Raw genomic sequence first — 17,949 nt, 5'->3', positions numbered from 1 at the left:
CTCTGTGGGCGCCCCTGCCGACTCAGCGCCGGAGATGTCCCCGACAGGTGCCGCCGCCGGCGTCGCTCGATGTGCCGTCCGGACAGGTCGTGCCCGACCAGGTCACCCCGACCACCGAGGCCCCGGTCAGGTCGGCCCCGGTCAGGTCCGCCCCGGTCAGGTCGGCGCCGTCGAGTTTCGCCCCGGTCAGGTCGGCGTCGCGGAGCTGAGCCCCGACCAGCTTGGCGTCGCGCAGATCGGCGCCGGTGGGCGGAGTCGGCGGGTTCGCCGCCCAGGCGAACGCGACGATTCCCGCACCGGCCACGACCGTCGCCAGGATCAGCCGGCGCAGTGCGTGCGCGAAGGTGGCCTTCAACGCCTCGTGGTTGGCCATCTCCTCGATCGCGGCGATGCGCAGGTCGTACGACGCGATGCCGGCACGGACCTCGGCCCGCGCCTCCGGGCTCCGCTCGGGGTCCGCCAGCTGGGTCGTCAGTCGCTCGCGCCGGTCGATGAGCTCCGCCGGATCCTTGGCGCCCTGCAGGTACTTCGTGCGCCGTCGGAAGAACGCCACCACCGGGCGCAGGTCGGCGGTGGGCACCTCCCAGTTCTCGGCGAGGTCGGAGATGAAGACCTGTACCGGCAGCAGCACGCGCACCGCGGAGGCGATCGCGACGACGACCCCGGCCAGGCCCAGCAGGACGCCGGCGGCGGCCACCCACAACCGGGCGGTCGCGGCCGAGGTGGGCCATCCGGCGGCCAGCCGGCCGATGTCGGACAGTTGGCTGCCGGCGACGAGCGCGGCGCCCACCGCCGCCGCGCTGCCGATGAACCACTTCGCGGTGTCCCGGATCCGTTGGTTGGCGACCGCCAGCGGTGACGGCGTCGGCTCGGGGGAGGTCATTGCGGGGTCCCGGTCACACCCGGGCTGGCGATCACGATGGGGGGCAGGTCATCGTCGCCGATCCCCGGAACCACCGGGATCCGGTGGACGAAACCCGCGCCGACGTCACCGCCCTCCGGTGCCCGTCGCGTCAACGGCAGGCCGCGCACGAGCTCGGCGACGGCCGGCCGGTAGTGCGCCAGGACGGCGGCGACCTCGCCCAACGACAGCGGCGCGTCGGCGTCGACGGTGGGGCCCTTGACGATCGTCTCGGCCGGGTAGTCGAGCACGAGGCCGTCCGCGTCGAGTCGTGCGCCGAACAACGGCACCACCCAGGGCGCCGCCCTCTCCAATGGCAGGGCGACCAGCAGCGGCTGTCTCTGTCCCTCGGGGACGTAGACGGCACCGGTCCTGCCGAGCTGTTGTCCGTCCGACGATCTGGCCGGCAGGGCCAGCAAGCGGCGGGCGTGGGGAACGTGCATGGCCCTCCTTGCGGCGTGGGATGTCCTGACAGCCTATGTACACCAGAAGTGGCGTCCCGTGGCCGGCCAGTTCGGACAGTGACGTGGGGACCTTGGACCTTGACACCTCGACCGATCGGTGCGTTTACGGGCGTACGGCGCGGCGGTGCGGCCGGGGCCACAATAGAGTGACGTCATTCCTTCCGTGACTCGGCTCGGATGGGCGGTGACACGCAGTGACGACAAAGCTGGCCGCCCATGTCAGAGCGGCCACTGTCCCGCTGACCGACGCGGCGGGGCTCCTCCTCGGCACCGCCTTCTTCGTGGCGCCCGGCGTCGCGGTCACCGCCGCTCACGTGGTGCACGACGCACCGGACGACCTGGTGTTCGCGCCCGACCGGCAGGGCGTGCAGCGCGCGCTCAAGGTCTGGAACAAGCATCCGCAGACCATCGCGCCGGGCCTGGACCCGCTCATGTACCCCCTGCCCGACCTGGCGATAGTCGCGGCCCAACCGGGGATGTTCGACGACATGCCGTGCGTGCTGCTCGGCCCGCCGGGAACGGCCAGGGAGCTGACGGCGATCGGGCACAGCAGGCGTGCCATCGACCTACCGGGATCCTTCGGGCCGGACGTGGCGACCTTCACCTTCGAGGCGATCCTCGAGGAACAGGGAATCGACCTGCTGAAGGTCAAGCTGGGGGCGGTCGATCCCGGGATGAGCGGCGCGCCGGTCCTCGACCACGACGCCGGCCGCGTGGTCGGTGTGGTCAAGGCGACCAGGGGCGCCGGAAGGCCCCACGGCGCCTACGTGGTCGCCGCGGCGACGCTCCAGCGCCTCGAGCACGAGGTGTGGGCGCTCAACGAACTCCACCACCGGAAGAACCCGGCGTGGCGTTCGGCGGTCGCGGGTGACTTCGACGGCCCGGATCCGGTCGCGGCCACCCGCGAGATCCTCCACGCGGTCATCCACGAGGTGGAATCCCAGCGCGACACGATGCCGGAGGGCATCGACGCCGAGGCGCTGCACCAGACCATCTGGTTGCGTCGTCGCAGCCCCGGCCCGAACCGGGTGTCCGGCGAGAGCGTTCCGATCCGTCAGCGCTGGCGAACCGACCGCGCGATGCCCAGTCTGACCGTCGTCAGCGGCGACCCGGGTTTCGGCAAGTCCTGGCTGATCAAGCACCAGGTGAGGTACGCCGCGCACCAGGCGGTGGCGCAGCTCGACGCCGGTGGGTCGCTCGACGACTGCATCATTCCCGTACGCCTGACCTGCACGACGCTCGCGGCCGAGAACGATCACGGCACCGGGCTGCGCGGGCTCGCGCGTACGTTGGTCGCCGCCACGCTGTCACCCGCGCAGGCCGAGGACGGCGACGTCCGGGGGTACGTGGCCGTGGCCGAGCGCGCCCTCACCGACGGGCGGGTGTTCCTGTGCGTCGACGGGCTCGACGAGATGCCGACCAGCCTGGCCGGCCGGCTCAAGCAGGTCCTGGTGACGCTGCTCGCGGTGAACAACACCCTGCTGGTGACCTCCCGCCCCGCCGCCCTGGCGATCATCGACGAGATCGCCGTCGGGAACCGGGAGGACTTCCAACTGGTCGGCTTCTCCTCCCGGGAAGTGGTCAACTTCGTCAACACCTGGCTGCACGACCGGTCCGACACCGCCGAGTCCCTGCTGGCTGCCATCGGCAACCGTCCGGAACTGGCCCAACTGGCCGAGGTTCCCCTGCTGCTGTCGTTCCTGTGCCGGCTGGCCGAACCGGCACAGCACCAGGACTACCGCCGTTCGACGCTGCCGCAGCTCTATCACGACGTGGCGTTGCACCTGCTCTCCGGCCAGTGGCACCGCATCCCGGCCGATCGGGAGGCGATGCCGGACGCGATCCTCCGCATGCGGGTGCTCGCCGAGGTGCTCGGTGAACTCCAGGACTCCTGGCGGTGCGGCGTCGAGGACATCCCGAAGGCGGAGCTGCGCGCGGCGATCAGCCGGCACCCCGACTACGACGTCGTCGCCGCCACCGCCAAGATCCGCATGACGACCCGGGTGCAGACGGCCCGCAACCCGATCGCCGACGTCGCCGAGCCGGTCGTCTGGGAGCTGCTCTACGACGGCATCCTGATGGAGGCCGGTGACGTCTCGATGCGGCCGACCGTTCGCTTCATCCACCCGATCCTGCGCGAGACCCTGCTGGCCGCCTACTTCGCCGGGCTGACCCTCGACGAGCAACGCCACTGCATCGACAGGCACCGGTGGATGGACACCAGCTGGACGCGGGTCTTCGTGACGGCTGCCAGTCGGGTGTCGGACCCGGCAGCCCTGGTGGCCCACATCCTGGCCGAGGAGGGCGATCCCTGGGTGACCCAGCGCACCCTGGCGGCGCAGATCATCGCCGAGGTGCCGGACTACCGGGACGAGGCGTCGGCGGAGGCGGTACGGGACGCCATCCTGGCCGCCACCCAGTCGCCGCTGGTCTTCGAACGCCGCCGGGCTCTCGACGCGCTGAGCGTCCTGCTGCGATCGCCGCTGCGCCCACTGCGCGACTGGGCCGCCGAGAGGGCGGCGGCGCTGGAGGGGTCGTCCGACGACGAGGCCGGCGCGGATGTCGAGACCGAGATCGCGTACGTCGCCATGTCCAGCCTTCTCGACGCGCGGGACGAGGCGGCGGCTCGGCGGGCACGGGCGCTCGTCACCGCCGAGGACTGCCCGCACAAACTACGGCTGCGGCTCATCGCCGGCCTGGTCGCCCTCGACACCCGCGACGACGCCGACCTGGTCCGCCAGCGGCTCGACCACCAGTCGGCCGCCCGGGAGGAACTGACCGCCTTCCTCGCCGCTCTCCGCCCGCACTCCCGCCCAGCGGTCACCGCGGCCATCAGACTGCTGCGCAACCGACGCATGCACGTGGGCGTGCGACTGGAGATCGGGCGAGTGCTGCTCGAGTGCGGCGCGACCGGGGTCGAAGCGGTCCGCGACACCGCCGGCGACCGCAGCATGGAGTGGGGGCTGCGCTGCCGGCTCTACGCCGATCTGATCCGCGCGGCTGTTCCCGACGTCGTCGGGCCCAGCCTGCGACTCCTCGCCGCTTCGCAGCCGCGGTACGACGACCGTGCCGAGCTGACCCTGGCGCTCATCGAGGACGGTGTCACCGACGCGGTCTCCCACGCGGCGTACGCGTTGGCGAACCGGCACGTCAGCTGGACCGTGCGGCAGTCGCTGGCCCGCGCGCTGGCGCGTCAGGGTGACGCGGGGCGCGACCTGCTCGCGGCGCAGCTGGACCACGGGGGCGTGGCGCTGGAGCTGAAGCTTCGCCACGTCTGCGCCCTGACGGAGGTCCAGGACCAGCGTGGACTCACCGCCGCCCTGACCTGGCACAGCGACGTCGGGGTGCCGGCCTGGATCCGGCTCCGGGTGGCCGAGAGTCTGATGCGCAGCAACCCGTCGCTCGCCGACGAAGAGGCGCTGATCCACCTGGCCACCTTCGACGAGCTGAGTCAGCCGCCGCGGCTGGAGTTGATCACGGAGATGGCTCGGCACGGCCTGCAGTCGGCCGAGACGGCGCTCAGGAGCGTGCTCCGGGAACGCAGTGACGGGGCGGAGTCCTGGCCGGACGCGTCGAAGCGGCTCGCCGAGGCCGGCCGCCTGGGCCTGCGATGCCTGGAAGCCGTCGCCCGGGACCCCGACCTCCAGTGGAGTGTGCGGTGCGACGCGGTGCTGGCCGTCAAGAAGACATCCGGGGCGCCTCTCACCCGGGGCGTGCTCGCCGACACCGTCACCGCGATGCCGCCGACCTGGTACCGCAGGTTGGTGCTCGGGCTCGCCCGCAACGGGCTGGCGCCCGATCTCTCCGAGTTCGTGTCGATAGCGAGAGCCCAACGATCCGGCTACCGCATCATCTTCGAGTTCCTCCGACGCGCCGCCGTGGACCTCCGCGCGGTGCGGGATCTGGTGGCCACCGCGACGGAGCTCCAGCACGGCCAGACGTTGGAGGAGCCGACCGGCGAACGGATCTCCCTCGGGCCCGACCTGCTGACCGAGGTGGGGATCGAGTACCGGTCCGAGGCGGAGGCGCGCCAGATCCTGGACTGGATCAGCAGCCGCCTCGAGGAACGGGTCGGAATGAAGACGGCGAAGCTCATGCTCGCCGAGCAGATCGACGAGTTCGGCGTGTTCATCGGCAGGAACGACCAGGCGGGGGCGCTCAGTTTCCTCGAGCACGAGTTCCCCGAATATCGGCAGATCGTCGACGAGACGTACGCGGAGATCAAGGAGCAGTTGCGCAGCGGCGCGATCCGGCCGCCGCGGCCGGATACCGACCCGGGCCCGGGCTCTGCCATCCTGACCAACATCTCCCTCGTGGCGGCCGTGCTCTCCGAGTGGGTCACCTCCGCCGACGCTCGCAGGTGGGACCGCTGGGACGATCTCACGGTCCGCAACGCCGAGCTGATCGGATCCGCGCTGGCCCGGCAGATTCTGCGCCTCAGCGCGTCCTTCGACGCGGGGTGGGGGCGATACGAGGCTGCGGAGTTCGTGGCCACACTCCTCGCCAGGGGTGACGCCTCGATGGTGTTCGAACACTCCAACCTCATCGACTGGCTGAAGGGTCGGCTGGAGGAGGGCGGCTACGCGGACGTGCTCTACGGCGGCGCGTTCGCGGTCCTCCGGTTCGAGGAGTACGCCGACAGCTGGCTCTACGCGGCGGTGGGCGCCGAGCAGTGCGGCGAGCACGACCTGGCGCTCAGCCTGGTGCGATGGGCCGGCCAGTACGGCCCGCCGGCGGAGAAGCAGAACGGCACCGCGACCCTCGAACAGCTCCAGCTCAGCCTGGGTTGGAGCGACACGGTGGCCGCGGAACTGGTCAAGGCGTACCACCAGGGCGTGGAGACGACCCCACTGAGCGCCTACGAACGGGCGGTGGCGCGGGAACCGACGTCGTCCGTCAACCACTTCAACCTCGGTATCGCCCTGCAGCGCGCCGGGCGGCACGCCGAGGCCGTCGACGCCTACCGGCGGGCGGTCGAGCTCCTGCCGGACGCCCGGCGGCGCCGGGCGCTGGCCCACGCCCTGTCGGAGACCGGCGCCCACGACCAGGCGCTGGTCGAGGTGGACATGGCACTCGAACTCGACCGGTCCGACCATCTGGCGCACGGGATCCGGGGCGGCATCCTCATGGGCCTCGACCGCCTCACCGAGGCGGTCGAGGCGTACGGCGAGGCGAGCCGCCTGGCCCCGGCGAACCCGTACCACCTGGCGAACCTCGGCTACGCGTTGCGAGCCGTCGACCGCAACGACGAGGCGATGGAGTTGCTGCGCCGGGCCGTCGCGCTGCAGCCGAAGGCGGCGCAGGTGCGCCGATTCCTGGCCTACGCCCAACTGGACGCGGGTCACCCCGAGGACGCGCTCGTCACGATCACCGAGGCGCTCGCCATCGACCCGGCCGACGCGATCACGCACGACGCGCACGGCGTCGTGCTCAACAGCCTGGGCCGCTACGCCGAGGCCGCGGAGACGCTGGCCGAGGCGGTCCGGCTGAACCCGGCGATGAGCGGCAGCCGGGCCAACCACGCCGAGGCGCTGATCCTCCTCGGTCGGCTGGCCGAGGCGGAACAGGAGCTGCGGGAGGCTGTCCGGCTCGGCCCGAACAACGACATCGAGGCGGCGGTGATGCTCGCGATCGCGGTGCACCCGCGCGACCCGGGCGAGGCCGGTGATCTCGTGCGGCGGGGGCTCACGTACCGGGAGCAGCCCAACATCTCACCGTTCCGGCACGGCGAACTGCGATCCGTCGCGCGTCTGTTGATCGGGGACACCGACGGCGCGGTGGCCGAGATTCGCCGGGTCGCGAACCGACGACGCCCGGGCGACAGCCGGCAGGAGCCGCTGTACGACCTCCTGCGATCGCTGCTGGGCACGGAGCCGGTGGATGCCGTGATCGACGAATGGCCGTCGTCGGATCAGGCCTGAGCGCCGGGAAGAACCGGCCCGGTCAGGTGTGTGACGTCCGCCGGGACGACGGCGGACCATTCGCATTCATCCACCGCGAGCCCGGCCTTCCCCGGCGCGATTCCTGAACGATTCCGTCGCCATTGTGGAGTTGCGTCGGCGGACCGGTCGCGGCGGCTTTCTGGACGCTGCCGCCACCGGTCCCACCGGGCCGCCGACCCGGGCGCACCCGCCCAGCCTGGGCACCTCGCGACGACGTCCCTGCTAGGGGCGGCCCTAGGGGCGTCGTAGGGGTTGTGACCCGCCTCCGCGGACACTTACCTTCCTCACCGTAAGTGAGACCTGGTGGGGCGCGGGACAGTGCATTTCATGGTCACGCCGAACGGTATTGGGTCGCCTGTTTCTCCGGCCCGAAAAGGTGGCGCTGATGGCGACTGAGGACACCCTCCGGGAATACCTGAAATGGATGACCGCCGACCTCCACCAGACCCGGCGCAAGCTCGGCGAGTTGGAGGCCGCGCAACGGGAGCCGATCGCCGTCGTCGGCATCGGCTGCCGGTTCCCCGGCGGGGTGCGGTCACCGGAGGACCTGTGGCGGCTGGTCGACTCCGGCGCCGACGCCGTCTCGGCCTTTCCCGCCGACCGGGGCTGGGACCTGGACCGGCTGATCCACCCGGACCCCGACCATCCCGGCACCTCGTACGTCGGCGAGGGCGGCTTCCTCGACTCGGCCACCGAGTTCGACAGCGGTTTCTTCGGCATCTCGCCCCGTGAGGCGCTCGGCATGGACCCGCAGCAGCGGTTGCTGCTGGAGACGTCCTGGGAGGCGTTCGAGCACGCCGGCATCGACCCGACGGCGCTGCGCGGGCACCAGGTCGGCGTGTTTGCCAGCACCACCGGCCAGGACTACGCGGCGCTGCTCCAGACGCCCCCGCCCGGCGTCGAGGGGTACGTGCTGACCGGCACCGCCGCCAGCGTCGTCTCCGGGCGGATCTCCTACGTGCTGGGCATCGAGGGACCCGCCGTCTCGGTCGACACCGCCTGCTCGTCGTCGCTGGTCGCGCTGCACCTCGCCGGCCAGGCGCTGCGGCAGGGGGAGTGCACGCTCGCGCTGGCCGGCGGCGCCACCGTCATGTCCACCCCGGCCGCGTTCGTCGGGTTCAGCCGCCAGCGCGGGCTCGCCGCCGACGGGCGGGTCAAGGCGTTCGCCGCCGCCGCCGACGGCACCGCCTGGGGCGAGGGCGTGGGTGTGCTGCTGCTGGCCCGGCTCTCCGACGCCCAGCGCCTCGGCTACCCGGTGCTCGCGGTGATCCGGGGCAGCGCGGTCAACCAGGACGGCGCGTCCAACGGGCTCACCGCCCCCAACGGCCCCTCCCAGCAGCGGGTGGTGCTCCAGGCGCTGGCCAGCGCCCGGCTCGCCCCGGAGCAGGTCGACGCGGTGGAGGCGCACGGCACCGGCACCAGTCTCGGCGACCCGATCGAGGCGACCGCGCTGCTCGCCACGTACGGGCAGGGGCGGCCCGCGGACCGGCCGCTGCGGCTCGGGTCGGTGAAGTCGAACATCGGCCACACCCAGGCCGCCGCCGGCGTCGCCGGCGTGATCAAGATGGTGATGGCGCTGCGTCACGGCCGGCTCCCGGCCACGCTGCACGTCGACGCGCCCACTCCGCACGTCGACTGGACCGCGGGCGCGGTGTCCGTGCTGACCGAGGCGCAGCCCTGGCCGCCGGGCGAGCAGCCCCGCCGCGCCGGGGTGTCCTCGTTCGGCATGAGCGGCACCAACGCCCACGTCATCGTCGAGGAGGCCCCGCCCCCGTCGTCCGCCTCGCCCCCGTCGTCCGCCTCGCCCCCGTCGTCCGCCTCGGCCTCGTCGTCCGCCCCGGACGCGGCGGTCGCCGGGGACGGGCCGTCCTCGACCGCCGTCGCGCCGACCGGTCCGGCGCCGGTGACGGCCGCCGGCCTGGTGCCGGTGCTGGTCTCCGCGCGCGACGCCGCCGGCCTGGCCGCCCAGGGCGCCCGCTGGGCCGACTGGCTCGACGCCGACGCCGACGCCGACGCCGACGCCGGACCGGACGTGCCGCTGACCGACATCGGCTGGTCGTCGGTCACCACCCGGGGCGCGCTGGACCACCGGGCCGTGATCCTCGCCCCGGACCGCGCCGCGCTCCGCGACCACCTGCGTACCCTCGCCGCCGGCGGGACCGCCCCCGGCCTGGTCGCCGGCGCCGGCCCACGCGGCGGGCAGCTGGCGTTCCTGTTCAGCGGCCAGGGCGCGCAGCGGCCCGGGATGGGCCGCGAACTGGCCGCCGCGTTCCCGGCCTACGCCGACGCGCTCGCCGAGGTGTGCGCCGAACTCGACCGGCACCTGCCCCGCCCGCTCGGGCCGATCCTCGCCGCCGAACCCGGCACCGAGGACGCGGCGCTGCTCGACCTGACCCGGTGGACCCAACCCGCGCTGTTCGCCGTCGAGGTGGCCCTGGTCCGGCTGCTCGCGTCCTGGGGCGTCCGCCCGCAGCTGCTGGCCGGGCACTCGATCGGCGAGGTGGTCGCCGCGCACGTGGCCGGCGTGTTGTCGCTCGCCGACGCCGCCACGCTGGTCGTCGCGCGCGGACGGCTCATGCACGAGCTGCCGGCCGGCGGCGCCATGCTCTCCGTCACCGCGCCGCCCGCCGACGTCGACGCGCTGCTCACCGACGTCGCCGGGCCGATCGGCGTCGCCGCCGTCAACGGGCCCGCCGCCGTCGTGGTCTCCGGCGCCGAGGCGGCCGTCGCGGAGGTCGAGCGCCGCTGCGCGGAGCAGGGGGTACGCACGAAGCGACTCGCCGTGAGCCACGCGTTCCACAGCCCGCTGATGGAGCCGATGCTCGCCGAGTTCGCCGCCGTGGTGCAGCGGCTGGAGCTGCGCGCGCCGACCCTGCCGATCGTGTCGAATCTGACCGGCGAGCCGGTCGACCCGGACCAGATCCGTACCGCCGAGCACTGGGTGCGGCACGTCCGGGAGGGGGTCCGCTTCGCCGACGGCGTGACCCGGCTGCGCGCGCTCGGCGCCGGCACGTTCCTGGAGGTCGGGCCGAGCGGCGTGCTCACCGCGCTGACCCGCGACGTGGCCGGCCCGGACGTCAGCGCGGTGGCGCTGCTGCGCCGGGACCGGCCGGAACCCGCCGCGCTGCTCACCGCGCTGGCCGAGCTGCACGTCGACGGCGTCACCGTCGACTGGCGGGAGCTGTTCGCCGGCGCCGACCCGCGCCGGGTCCGGCTGCCCGGGTACGCGTTCCACCGGCAGCGGTTCTGGCCGGAGCCGCCGCCTTCCGCCGCCGGTGAGCAGACCGGGGCGGACGCCGAGTTCTGGGCCGCGGTGGAGCGGACCGACATCGACGCCCTGCGCGACCAGCTCGGCGCGGTGGACACGCTGCTGCCGGCGCTGCCGGTGCTCTCCGCCTGGCGACGCGGCCGGCACGACCGGTCCGTGGTGGACGGCTGGACGTACCAGGTGCGGTGGCAACCGGTCGCCGTCCCGGAGGGTGACCGGCCGGCGGGCCGCTGGCTGGTGCTGCTGCCCACCGACCCCGATGAGCGCGGCTGGGCGGACGACCTGCCCGGACTCGTCGACGACGCGGCGGTGCTGCGCCTCGGCGCCGACGACCTGGACCGGGCGGCGCTCGCCGACCGGCTGCGGGAGGCGATCGGCGACGCGCCGGTCGCCGGCGTGCTGCACCTGGTCGCCGGGCAGGACCGGCTGCTGCCGGCCCACCCCGGCGTCAGCGTCGCCGCCGCCACCACGCTGGTGCTGCTCCAGGCCCTCACCGACCTCGACCTCGACGCGCCCGTCTGGTGCCTGACCAGCGGCGCGGTCAAGGCCGGTCCGGCCGACCGGCTCACCCACCCGGTGCAGAACCTGGTCTGGGGCCTCGGCCGCGCCGCCGCCGTGGAACAGCCGCACCGGTGGGGCGGCCTGGTCGACCTGCCGGAGACACCCGACGACGCCGGCCGGCGCCGCCTCGCCGCGATCCTCACCGGCGGCAGCGGCGAGGACCAGGTGGCCGTCCGCGCCGGCGGTGTCTTCGGCCGCCGGCTCGGCCCGGCCGCCGCACCCGAGCAGCCCGCCGACGACCGGTGGGCCGACGCCACCGTGCTGGTCACCGGCGGCACCGGCGCGCTCGGCGGCCACGTCACCCGCTGGCTGCTCGACCGGGGCGCCCGCCGGGTCGTGCTCGCCGGCCGGCGCGGCGCCGACACCCCCGGCCTGGCCCCGCTGCTCGACGAGCACGGCGCCGACGGGCGGGTCACCGCCGCCGCCTGCGACATGACCGACCGCACGGCCGTCGCCGCGCTGCTGGACTCGCTGCCCGACCTGACCGCCGTGGTGCACGCGGCCGGCACCGACCAGCTCACCCCGCTGACCGGCACCACCCTCGACGAGTTCGCCCACGTGGTCGCCGGCAAGGTGCTCGGCGCGCTGCACCTCGACGAGTGCCTCGCCGACCGGCCGTTGACCGCGTTCCTGCTCTTCTCCTCCGTCTCCGGCACCTGGGGCAGCGCCGGACAGTGCGCGTACGGCGCCGGCAACTCGCTGCTCGACGCGCTCGCGGTGCACCGCCGCGACCGGGGCCTGGCCGCCACCGCCGTCGCCTGGACCGCCTGGGGCGGCGCCGACGGCATGGCCGCGAAGAACGCCGCCACCGAACAGCTGCACCGGATGGGACTGCCCACCATCGACCCCCGGCGGGCCCTGCTCGCGCTGGACCGGGCGATGGACCGACCCACCCCCGGCGTCACCGTCGCCGACGTCGACTGGAGTCGCTTCCACCCGGCGTTCACGCTCACCCGGCCCAGCCCGCTGCTGTCCGACCTGCCGCAGGTGCGGGCGCTCGCCGAGGACGAGGCGGCCCGGGACGCCGCCGCGCCGGCCGGCGTCGCCGAGCCGCTACGCCACCTGGCCGACCGGCCCGAGGCGGAGCAGGAACGGGAACTGCTGCGCATCGTCGACGAGCAGACCGCCCGCGTCCTCGGCCACGCCACCGCCGACGACCTGCGCGGCCGACCGTTCAAGGACCTCGGCTTCGACTCACTCACCGCGGTGGACCTGCGCACCCGACTGAACGAGGCCACCGGGCTGCGGCTGCCGTCCACCCTCGTCTTCGACCACCCCACCCCGGCCGAACTGGCCCGACACCTGCGGGAGACCGCCTTCGGCACCGCGCCCGCCGCGTCCGCCGGTCCGACCCGCGCCGCCGACACCGACGAGCCGATCGCGGTGGTCGGGATGGCCTGCCGCTACCCGGGCGGGGTCAGCGGCCCGGCGGAGCTGTGGCGTCTGGTCGCCGACGGCGTCGACGCGATCGGCGGGTTCCCCATCGACCGGGGCTGGGCCGTGCCCGCGCCGGACAGCGGCTACACCCCGGCCGGCGGATTCCTGCCCGAGGCCACCGGCTTCGACCCCGCGTTCTTCGGTATCTCGCCCCGCGAGGCCCTCGCGATGGACCCGCAGCAGCGGCTGACCCTCGAAGCCGCCTGGGAGGTGCTGGAACGGGCCGGCGTCGACCCGACCGGCCTGGCCGGCAGCCGCACCGGCGTGTTCGTCGGCGCCTCCACCTCCGGGTACGGGACCGGGCTGACCGAGGTGCCGGAGGGCACCGAGGGCTACCTGATGACCGGCGGGGCGCACAGCGTCATCTCCGGCCGGGTCGCGTACACGCTCGGGCTGGAAGGTCCGGCGGTCACCGTCGACACGGCCTGCTCGTCGTCGCTGGTCGCGCTGCACCTGGCCGGCGAGTCGCTGCGCCGCGGCGAGTGCGACCTGGCCCTCGCGGGCGGTGTCGCGGTGATGGCCACCCCGGACACGTTCGCCGAGTTCTCCCGGCAGGGCGGCCTCGCCGCCGACGGTCGGTGCAAGTCGTTCGCCGCCGCCGCCGACGGCACCGGCTGGTCCGAGGGCGTCGGCATGCTGCTGGTGGAACGGCTCTCGGACGCGCGGCGGCACGGCCACCGGGTACTGGCGCTGGTGCGCGGCTCGGCGGTCAACTCCGACGGCGCGTCCAACGGCCTGACCGCGCCGAACGGGCCGTCGCAGCAGCGGGTGATCCGGGCGGCCCTGGCCGACGCGGGGCTGTCCACCTCGGACGTGGATGTGGTGGAGGCGCACGGCACCGGCACCACGCTCGGCGACCCGATCGAGGCGCAGGCGCTGCTGGCCACGTACGGGCAGGGCCGGGACACGCCGCTGCTGCTCGGCTCGGTCAAGTCGAACATGGGCCACGCGCAGGCCGCCGCCGGCGTCGCCGGCGTGATCAAGATGATCGAGGCGATGCGCCACGCGACCGTGCCGGCCACGCTGCACGTGGACGCGCCGTCGCCGCACATCGACTGGTCGGCGGGGTCGGTGGAGTTGGTGACCGAGGCCCGTCCGTGGCCGGTGGTGGACCGGCCGCGTCGGGCGGCGGTGTCGTCGTTCGGCATCTCCGGCACCAACGCCCACGTCATCGTCGAGCAGCCCGCCGAGCCGGAGGTCGCCGCGCCCGCGCCGACGGAAGGGCTGGTGCGGACCGACGCGGCGCTCTGGCCGCTGTCCGCTCGCTCCGTCACCGCGCTCGCGCAGCAGGCGCAGCGGCTCGCCCGGCACGTTCGCGAACACCCGGACCACGACCCGGCCGCCGTGGCCTGGTCACTCGCCACCACCCGCGCCGCGCTCGACCAGCGCGCCGCCGTCGTCGGTACGGACCGCGACGACCTGCTGGCCGGCCTGGACGCCCTCGCGTCCGGCCTGCCGTCCTCCGCCCTGGTCACCGGGACGGCGGGCGTCCACGGGTCGGGTCCGGTGTTCGTGTTCCCGGGTCAGGGTGGTCAGTCGGTGGGGATGGCGGCGGGTCTGGTGGGCCGGTGCGGGCCGTTCGACGCGCGTCTTGCCGAGTGTCAGCGGGCGTTCGCGCCGTATCTGGACGTGGACCTGGTGTCGGTGCTCACCGGCGACGACGACGCCTGGCTGGGTCGAGTGGAGATCCTGCAGCCGGTGTTGTTTGCCGTCGGTGTGTCGCTGGCGCAGGTGTGGCGGGCCGCCGGTGTGGAACCGGCGTTGGTGGTCGGGCATTCGCAGGGGGAGATGGCCGCCGCGTGCGTGGCGGGGGTGTTGTCCTTGGATGACGCGGCGCGGGCGGTGATCCTGCGGGCGCGGGCGTTGTCCACCCTGGCCGGTTCCGGCGGGATGCTGGCGGTGGATCTGCCTGAGGCGGAGGTTGCCGCGCGGATCGAGGGTGTGCCGGACACGGTGGTGGCGGTGCTCAACGGTCCGGGGCATGTGGTGGTGTCCGGGCCGCCGGAGACCCTGGACGAGCTGCGGCAGCGGTGGCTGGCCGAGGGGGTGCGGGCGAAGCCGGTGCCGTTCGACTACGCCTCGCACAACCCGGCGGTGGAGCAGGTCCGGGAGCGGATGCTCACCGACCTGGCGGGCTTGTCGCCGCAGCCGGGTCAGGTCCGGATGGTGTCGTCGGTGACGGGGGAGTGGGCCGACCCGCAGGGCATGGACGGCGGCTACTGGTACACCAACCTGCGTCAACCCGTCCGCTTCGAGCAGGCGGTGCGCACCGCGATAGCGGCGGGGCACACCACGTTCGTGGAGGTGTCCGCGCATCCGGTGCTGACGCTGCCGGTGACGGCGATCCTCGACGACACCGACACCACCGGCCACACCCTGTCCACGCTGCGGCGCGGTGACGACGACCCGACCCGGCTGCTGACCAGCCTCGCCACCGCCCACACCATCGGCCTACCCGTCGACCTCGGCCGGGTCCTGGCCCCCGCGCCCACCGTCGACCTGCCCACCTACCCGTTCGGGCGGGACCGGTACTGGCTGTCGCGCGGCGGCACCGGACCGGCCGGCCTGCCCGCCGCCGGACTCGACGCCGTCGACCACCCGCTGCTGCACGCCGCCGCCGACCTGCCCGGCGACGACGGCCTGCTGGTCACCGGCCGGATCTCCCTGACCACCCACCCCTGGCTCGCCGACCACGCCGTGCTCGGCACCGTCCTGCTCCCCGGCACCGCCCTGGTCGAGATGGCGTCCTGGACCGGACGCGCCCTGGACACCGCCCACGTCACCGAACTGGTCCTGGAAGCACCGGTGGTCGTCCCGCCGACCGGCGGCGTCGACCTGCGGATCCGCGTCGGCGCCGCCGACGACGACGGATGCCGGCCGGTCTCCGTCCACTCCCACCTCGACGACGGCGGCGACGCCCCGGGCACCGGCCGGACCTGGCAGCGCCACGCCACCGGCCTGCTCGCCCCCACCCGGCCGGTCACCGGCACCGCCGGCGGTGCCTGGCCACCCGCCGACGCCGAACCGATCCCGCTGGACACCCTCTACCCGCACCTCACCGAGCAGGGCTACCGGTACGGGCCGACGTTCCAGGCGCTGCGCGCCGCCTGGCGCAGCGGCGACGACCTCCTCGCCGAGGTCGCGCTCGACACCGACGCGCCGGTCGACCCGTTCACCCTGCACCCGGCGCTGCTCGACGCCGCACTGCACACCATCGGCGCCGACGCCCTGCACCGCGCCACCACTGCCGCCGCCGCGCCCGCGAACGCGGCCGGGCCCGGACTGCCGTTCTCCTGGACCGGACTGGCGATCCAACCCACCCGGGCCCGCGAGCTGCGGGTCCGGCTCACCCCCACCGACAGCGCGGTCGCCGTCACCGTCACCGACACCGGTGGCACGCCCGTCGCCTCCCTCGACGCGCTCGTGCTGCGCCCGATCAGCGCCGACCAGCTCGACACCGCCCGCCGGGCCGCCGCCCGCTCACTGCACCGCCTCGACTGGACCACCCCGGAGCCGGGCACCACCCGCCCCACCCGGATCGCCGTGCTCGGCGACGCCGACGGATGGCCCGGCGTCGAGGCGTACCGGGACCTGGACGACCTGGTCGCGGCCGTGACCGGCGGCGCGGCCCGGCCCGACGCGGTGGTCGCGATCCGCCCCGGACAGCGCGCCGACGAGCCGGACCCCGCCCGCGCCGCGCACCTGGTCACCCACGAGACGCTGGCGCTGGCGCAGGACTGGCTCACCCGGGAACCGTTCGCCGGCACCCCGCTGGTCGTGGTCACCCGCGGCGCGGTCGCCGTCGACCCGACCGACCGCCCCGCCGACCTGCCGGCCGCCGCCGCGTGGGGCCTGATCCGCTCCGCCCAGTCCGAGAACCCGGGCCGGTTCGTGCTGCTCGACCTCGACGACGACCCCCGCTCCACGGTGGCGCTGCCCACCGCGCTGGGCACCGGCGAGCCGCAGCTCGCGCTGCGGGCCGGCCAGCTCCGGGCGCCCCGCCTGGTCCGCCTCGGCCCGCCGCCGCAGCGGCCCGAGCCGGACCTGTCCACCGGCACCGTGCTGGTCACCGGCGCCACCGGCGCGCTCGGCCGGCTCGTCGCCCGGCACCTGGTCACCCGGCACGCCGTGCCGCGCCTGCTGCTGGTCAGCCGCAGCGGCCCGGACGCGCCCGGCGCGGCGGACCTCGTCGCCGACCTGACCGCGCTCGGCGCCACCGCGCGGGTCGTCGCCGCCGACGTCACCGACCGGGACGCGCTGGCCGTGCTGCTCGACGAGATCCCCGCCGACCGGCCGCTGGTCGGCGTGGTGCACGCCGCCGGCGTCCTCGACGACGGCGTGCTGCCGGCGCTGACCCCGGCCCGGTTCGACACCGTCCTCGCGCCCAAGGTCGACGCCGCCTGGCACCTGCACGAACTGACCGAGAAGCTCGACCTCGCCGCGTTCGTGCTCTTCTCCTCCTCCGCCGGGCTGTTCGGCGGCCCCGGCCAGGCCAACCACGCCGCCGCGAACGCCTTCCTCGACGCGCTCGCCCACCACCGCCGGGCCCGCGGGCTCCCCGTCACGTCGATGGCGTGGGGGCCGTGGGCCAACCCGGACGAGCCCGGCGGTCCGCAGGGCCACGTCGACGAGCGGCGGATGACCCGCGCCGGCTTCCGCCCGCTCGGCCCGGACGAGGGCATGGCGTTGTTCAGCGCGGGCCTGCGGTACGACGAGCCGGCGATCGCGCCGGTCAACCTGGACCACGCGGTGCTCGGCCGGCTCGGACCGGCGCTGCCCCGACTGCTGCACGGCCTGGTCCGGGTCACCGGCGCGGCGCCGGCCGCGACGCCGGGCGCGGACGCGGCGAGCGCGCTGCGCGACACGCTCGCCGCCACCGCCGAGTCCGACCGCGACCGGGTGCTCTCCGACCTGGTCCGCACGCACGCGGCGGCGGTGCTCGGCTATGCCTCGATCCGCGACGTGGACACCGACAAGGGCTTCGTCGAGCTGGGCTTCGACTCGCTGACCGCGGTGGAGTTCCGCAACCGGCTCGCCGCCGCCACCGGGCTGCGCCTGCCGTCCACGCTCATCTACGACCGACCCACCACCGCGGCCATGGTCGCGCACCTGCGCGGCGCGCTGCTCGCCGAGCGGAGCACCTCCGCGCTGTCCGTGCTCGGCGAGCTGAACAAGCTGGAGACCGCGATGCGCGCCATCGCCGCCGACGACACCGACCGCGCCGCCGTCGCCGTCCGGCTGCGCGAACTGCTGTCGCTCTGGACGTACGCCGAGAGCGCCGCCGACGGCACCGGCGCGGACGACGGCAACCTCGGCTCCGCCAGCGCTGAGGAACTGTTCCACCTGCTCGACGACGAACTCGGAACCGCCTGAGAT

Annotated in this window: 4 protein-coding genes; 2 read left to right on the top strand and 2 right to left on the bottom strand. The window is 74.6% G+C overall.

All coding sequences use genetic code 11. The annotated features are described in order from the left end of the window. Nucleotides 1-22: 22 nt before the first annotated feature. Nucleotides 23-883: a pentapeptide repeat-containing protein gene (locus tag GA0070622_RS33220; protein WP_245666423.1), complete on the bottom strand. Its 861-nt coding sequence runs from the start codon at nucleotides 881-883 to the stop codon at nucleotides 23-25. After that, nucleotides 880-1,320, bottom strand: coding sequence for a hypothetical protein (locus tag GA0070622_RS19265; RefSeq protein ID WP_141684593.1), 441 nt, complete (start codon nucleotides 1,318-1,320; stop codon nucleotides 880-882). The genes GA0070622_RS33220 and GA0070622_RS19265 overlap by 4 nt, the downstream gene beginning before the upstream one ends. A gap of 239 nt (nucleotides 1,321-1,559) precedes the next feature. Between GA0070622_RS19265 and GA0070622_RS19260 the strand changes: the two genes are divergently transcribed. Continuing rightward, on the top strand, nucleotides 1,560-7,286 hold the full coding sequence (locus tag GA0070622_RS19260) for a tetratricopeptide repeat protein (RefSeq protein WP_091574866.1): 5,727 nt from the start codon (nucleotides 1,560-1,562) through the stop codon (nucleotides 7,284-7,286). A 406-nt stretch (nucleotides 7,287-7,692) separates the two neighbouring features. Then, nucleotides 7,693-17,946: a type I polyketide synthase gene (locus tag GA0070622_RS19255; protein ID WP_091574863.1), complete on the top strand. Its 10,254-nt coding sequence runs from the start codon at nucleotides 7,693-7,695 to the stop codon at nucleotides 17,944-17,946. Nucleotides 17,947-17,949: the final 3 nt, after the last annotated feature.

The sequence above is a fragment of the Micromonospora sediminicola genome, assembly GCF_900089585.1.
In the GTDB taxonomy this organism is placed as follows: domain Bacteria; phylum Actinomycetota; class Actinomycetes; order Mycobacteriales; family Micromonosporaceae; genus Micromonospora; species Micromonospora sediminicola.
This window is presented reverse-complemented; position numbering and strand designations above follow the sequence as displayed.

What these genes read in the sequence shown, in the direction of transcription:
- GA0070622_RS33220 (WP_245666423.1), bottom strand. Translation starts at nt 883, where the DNA reads ATGACCTCCCCCGAGCCGACGCCGTCACCGCTGGCGGTCGCCAACCAA.
- GA0070622_RS19255 (WP_091574863.1), top strand. Translation starts at nt 7,693, where the DNA reads ATGGCGACTGAGGACACCCTCCGGGAATACCTGAAATGGATGACCGCC.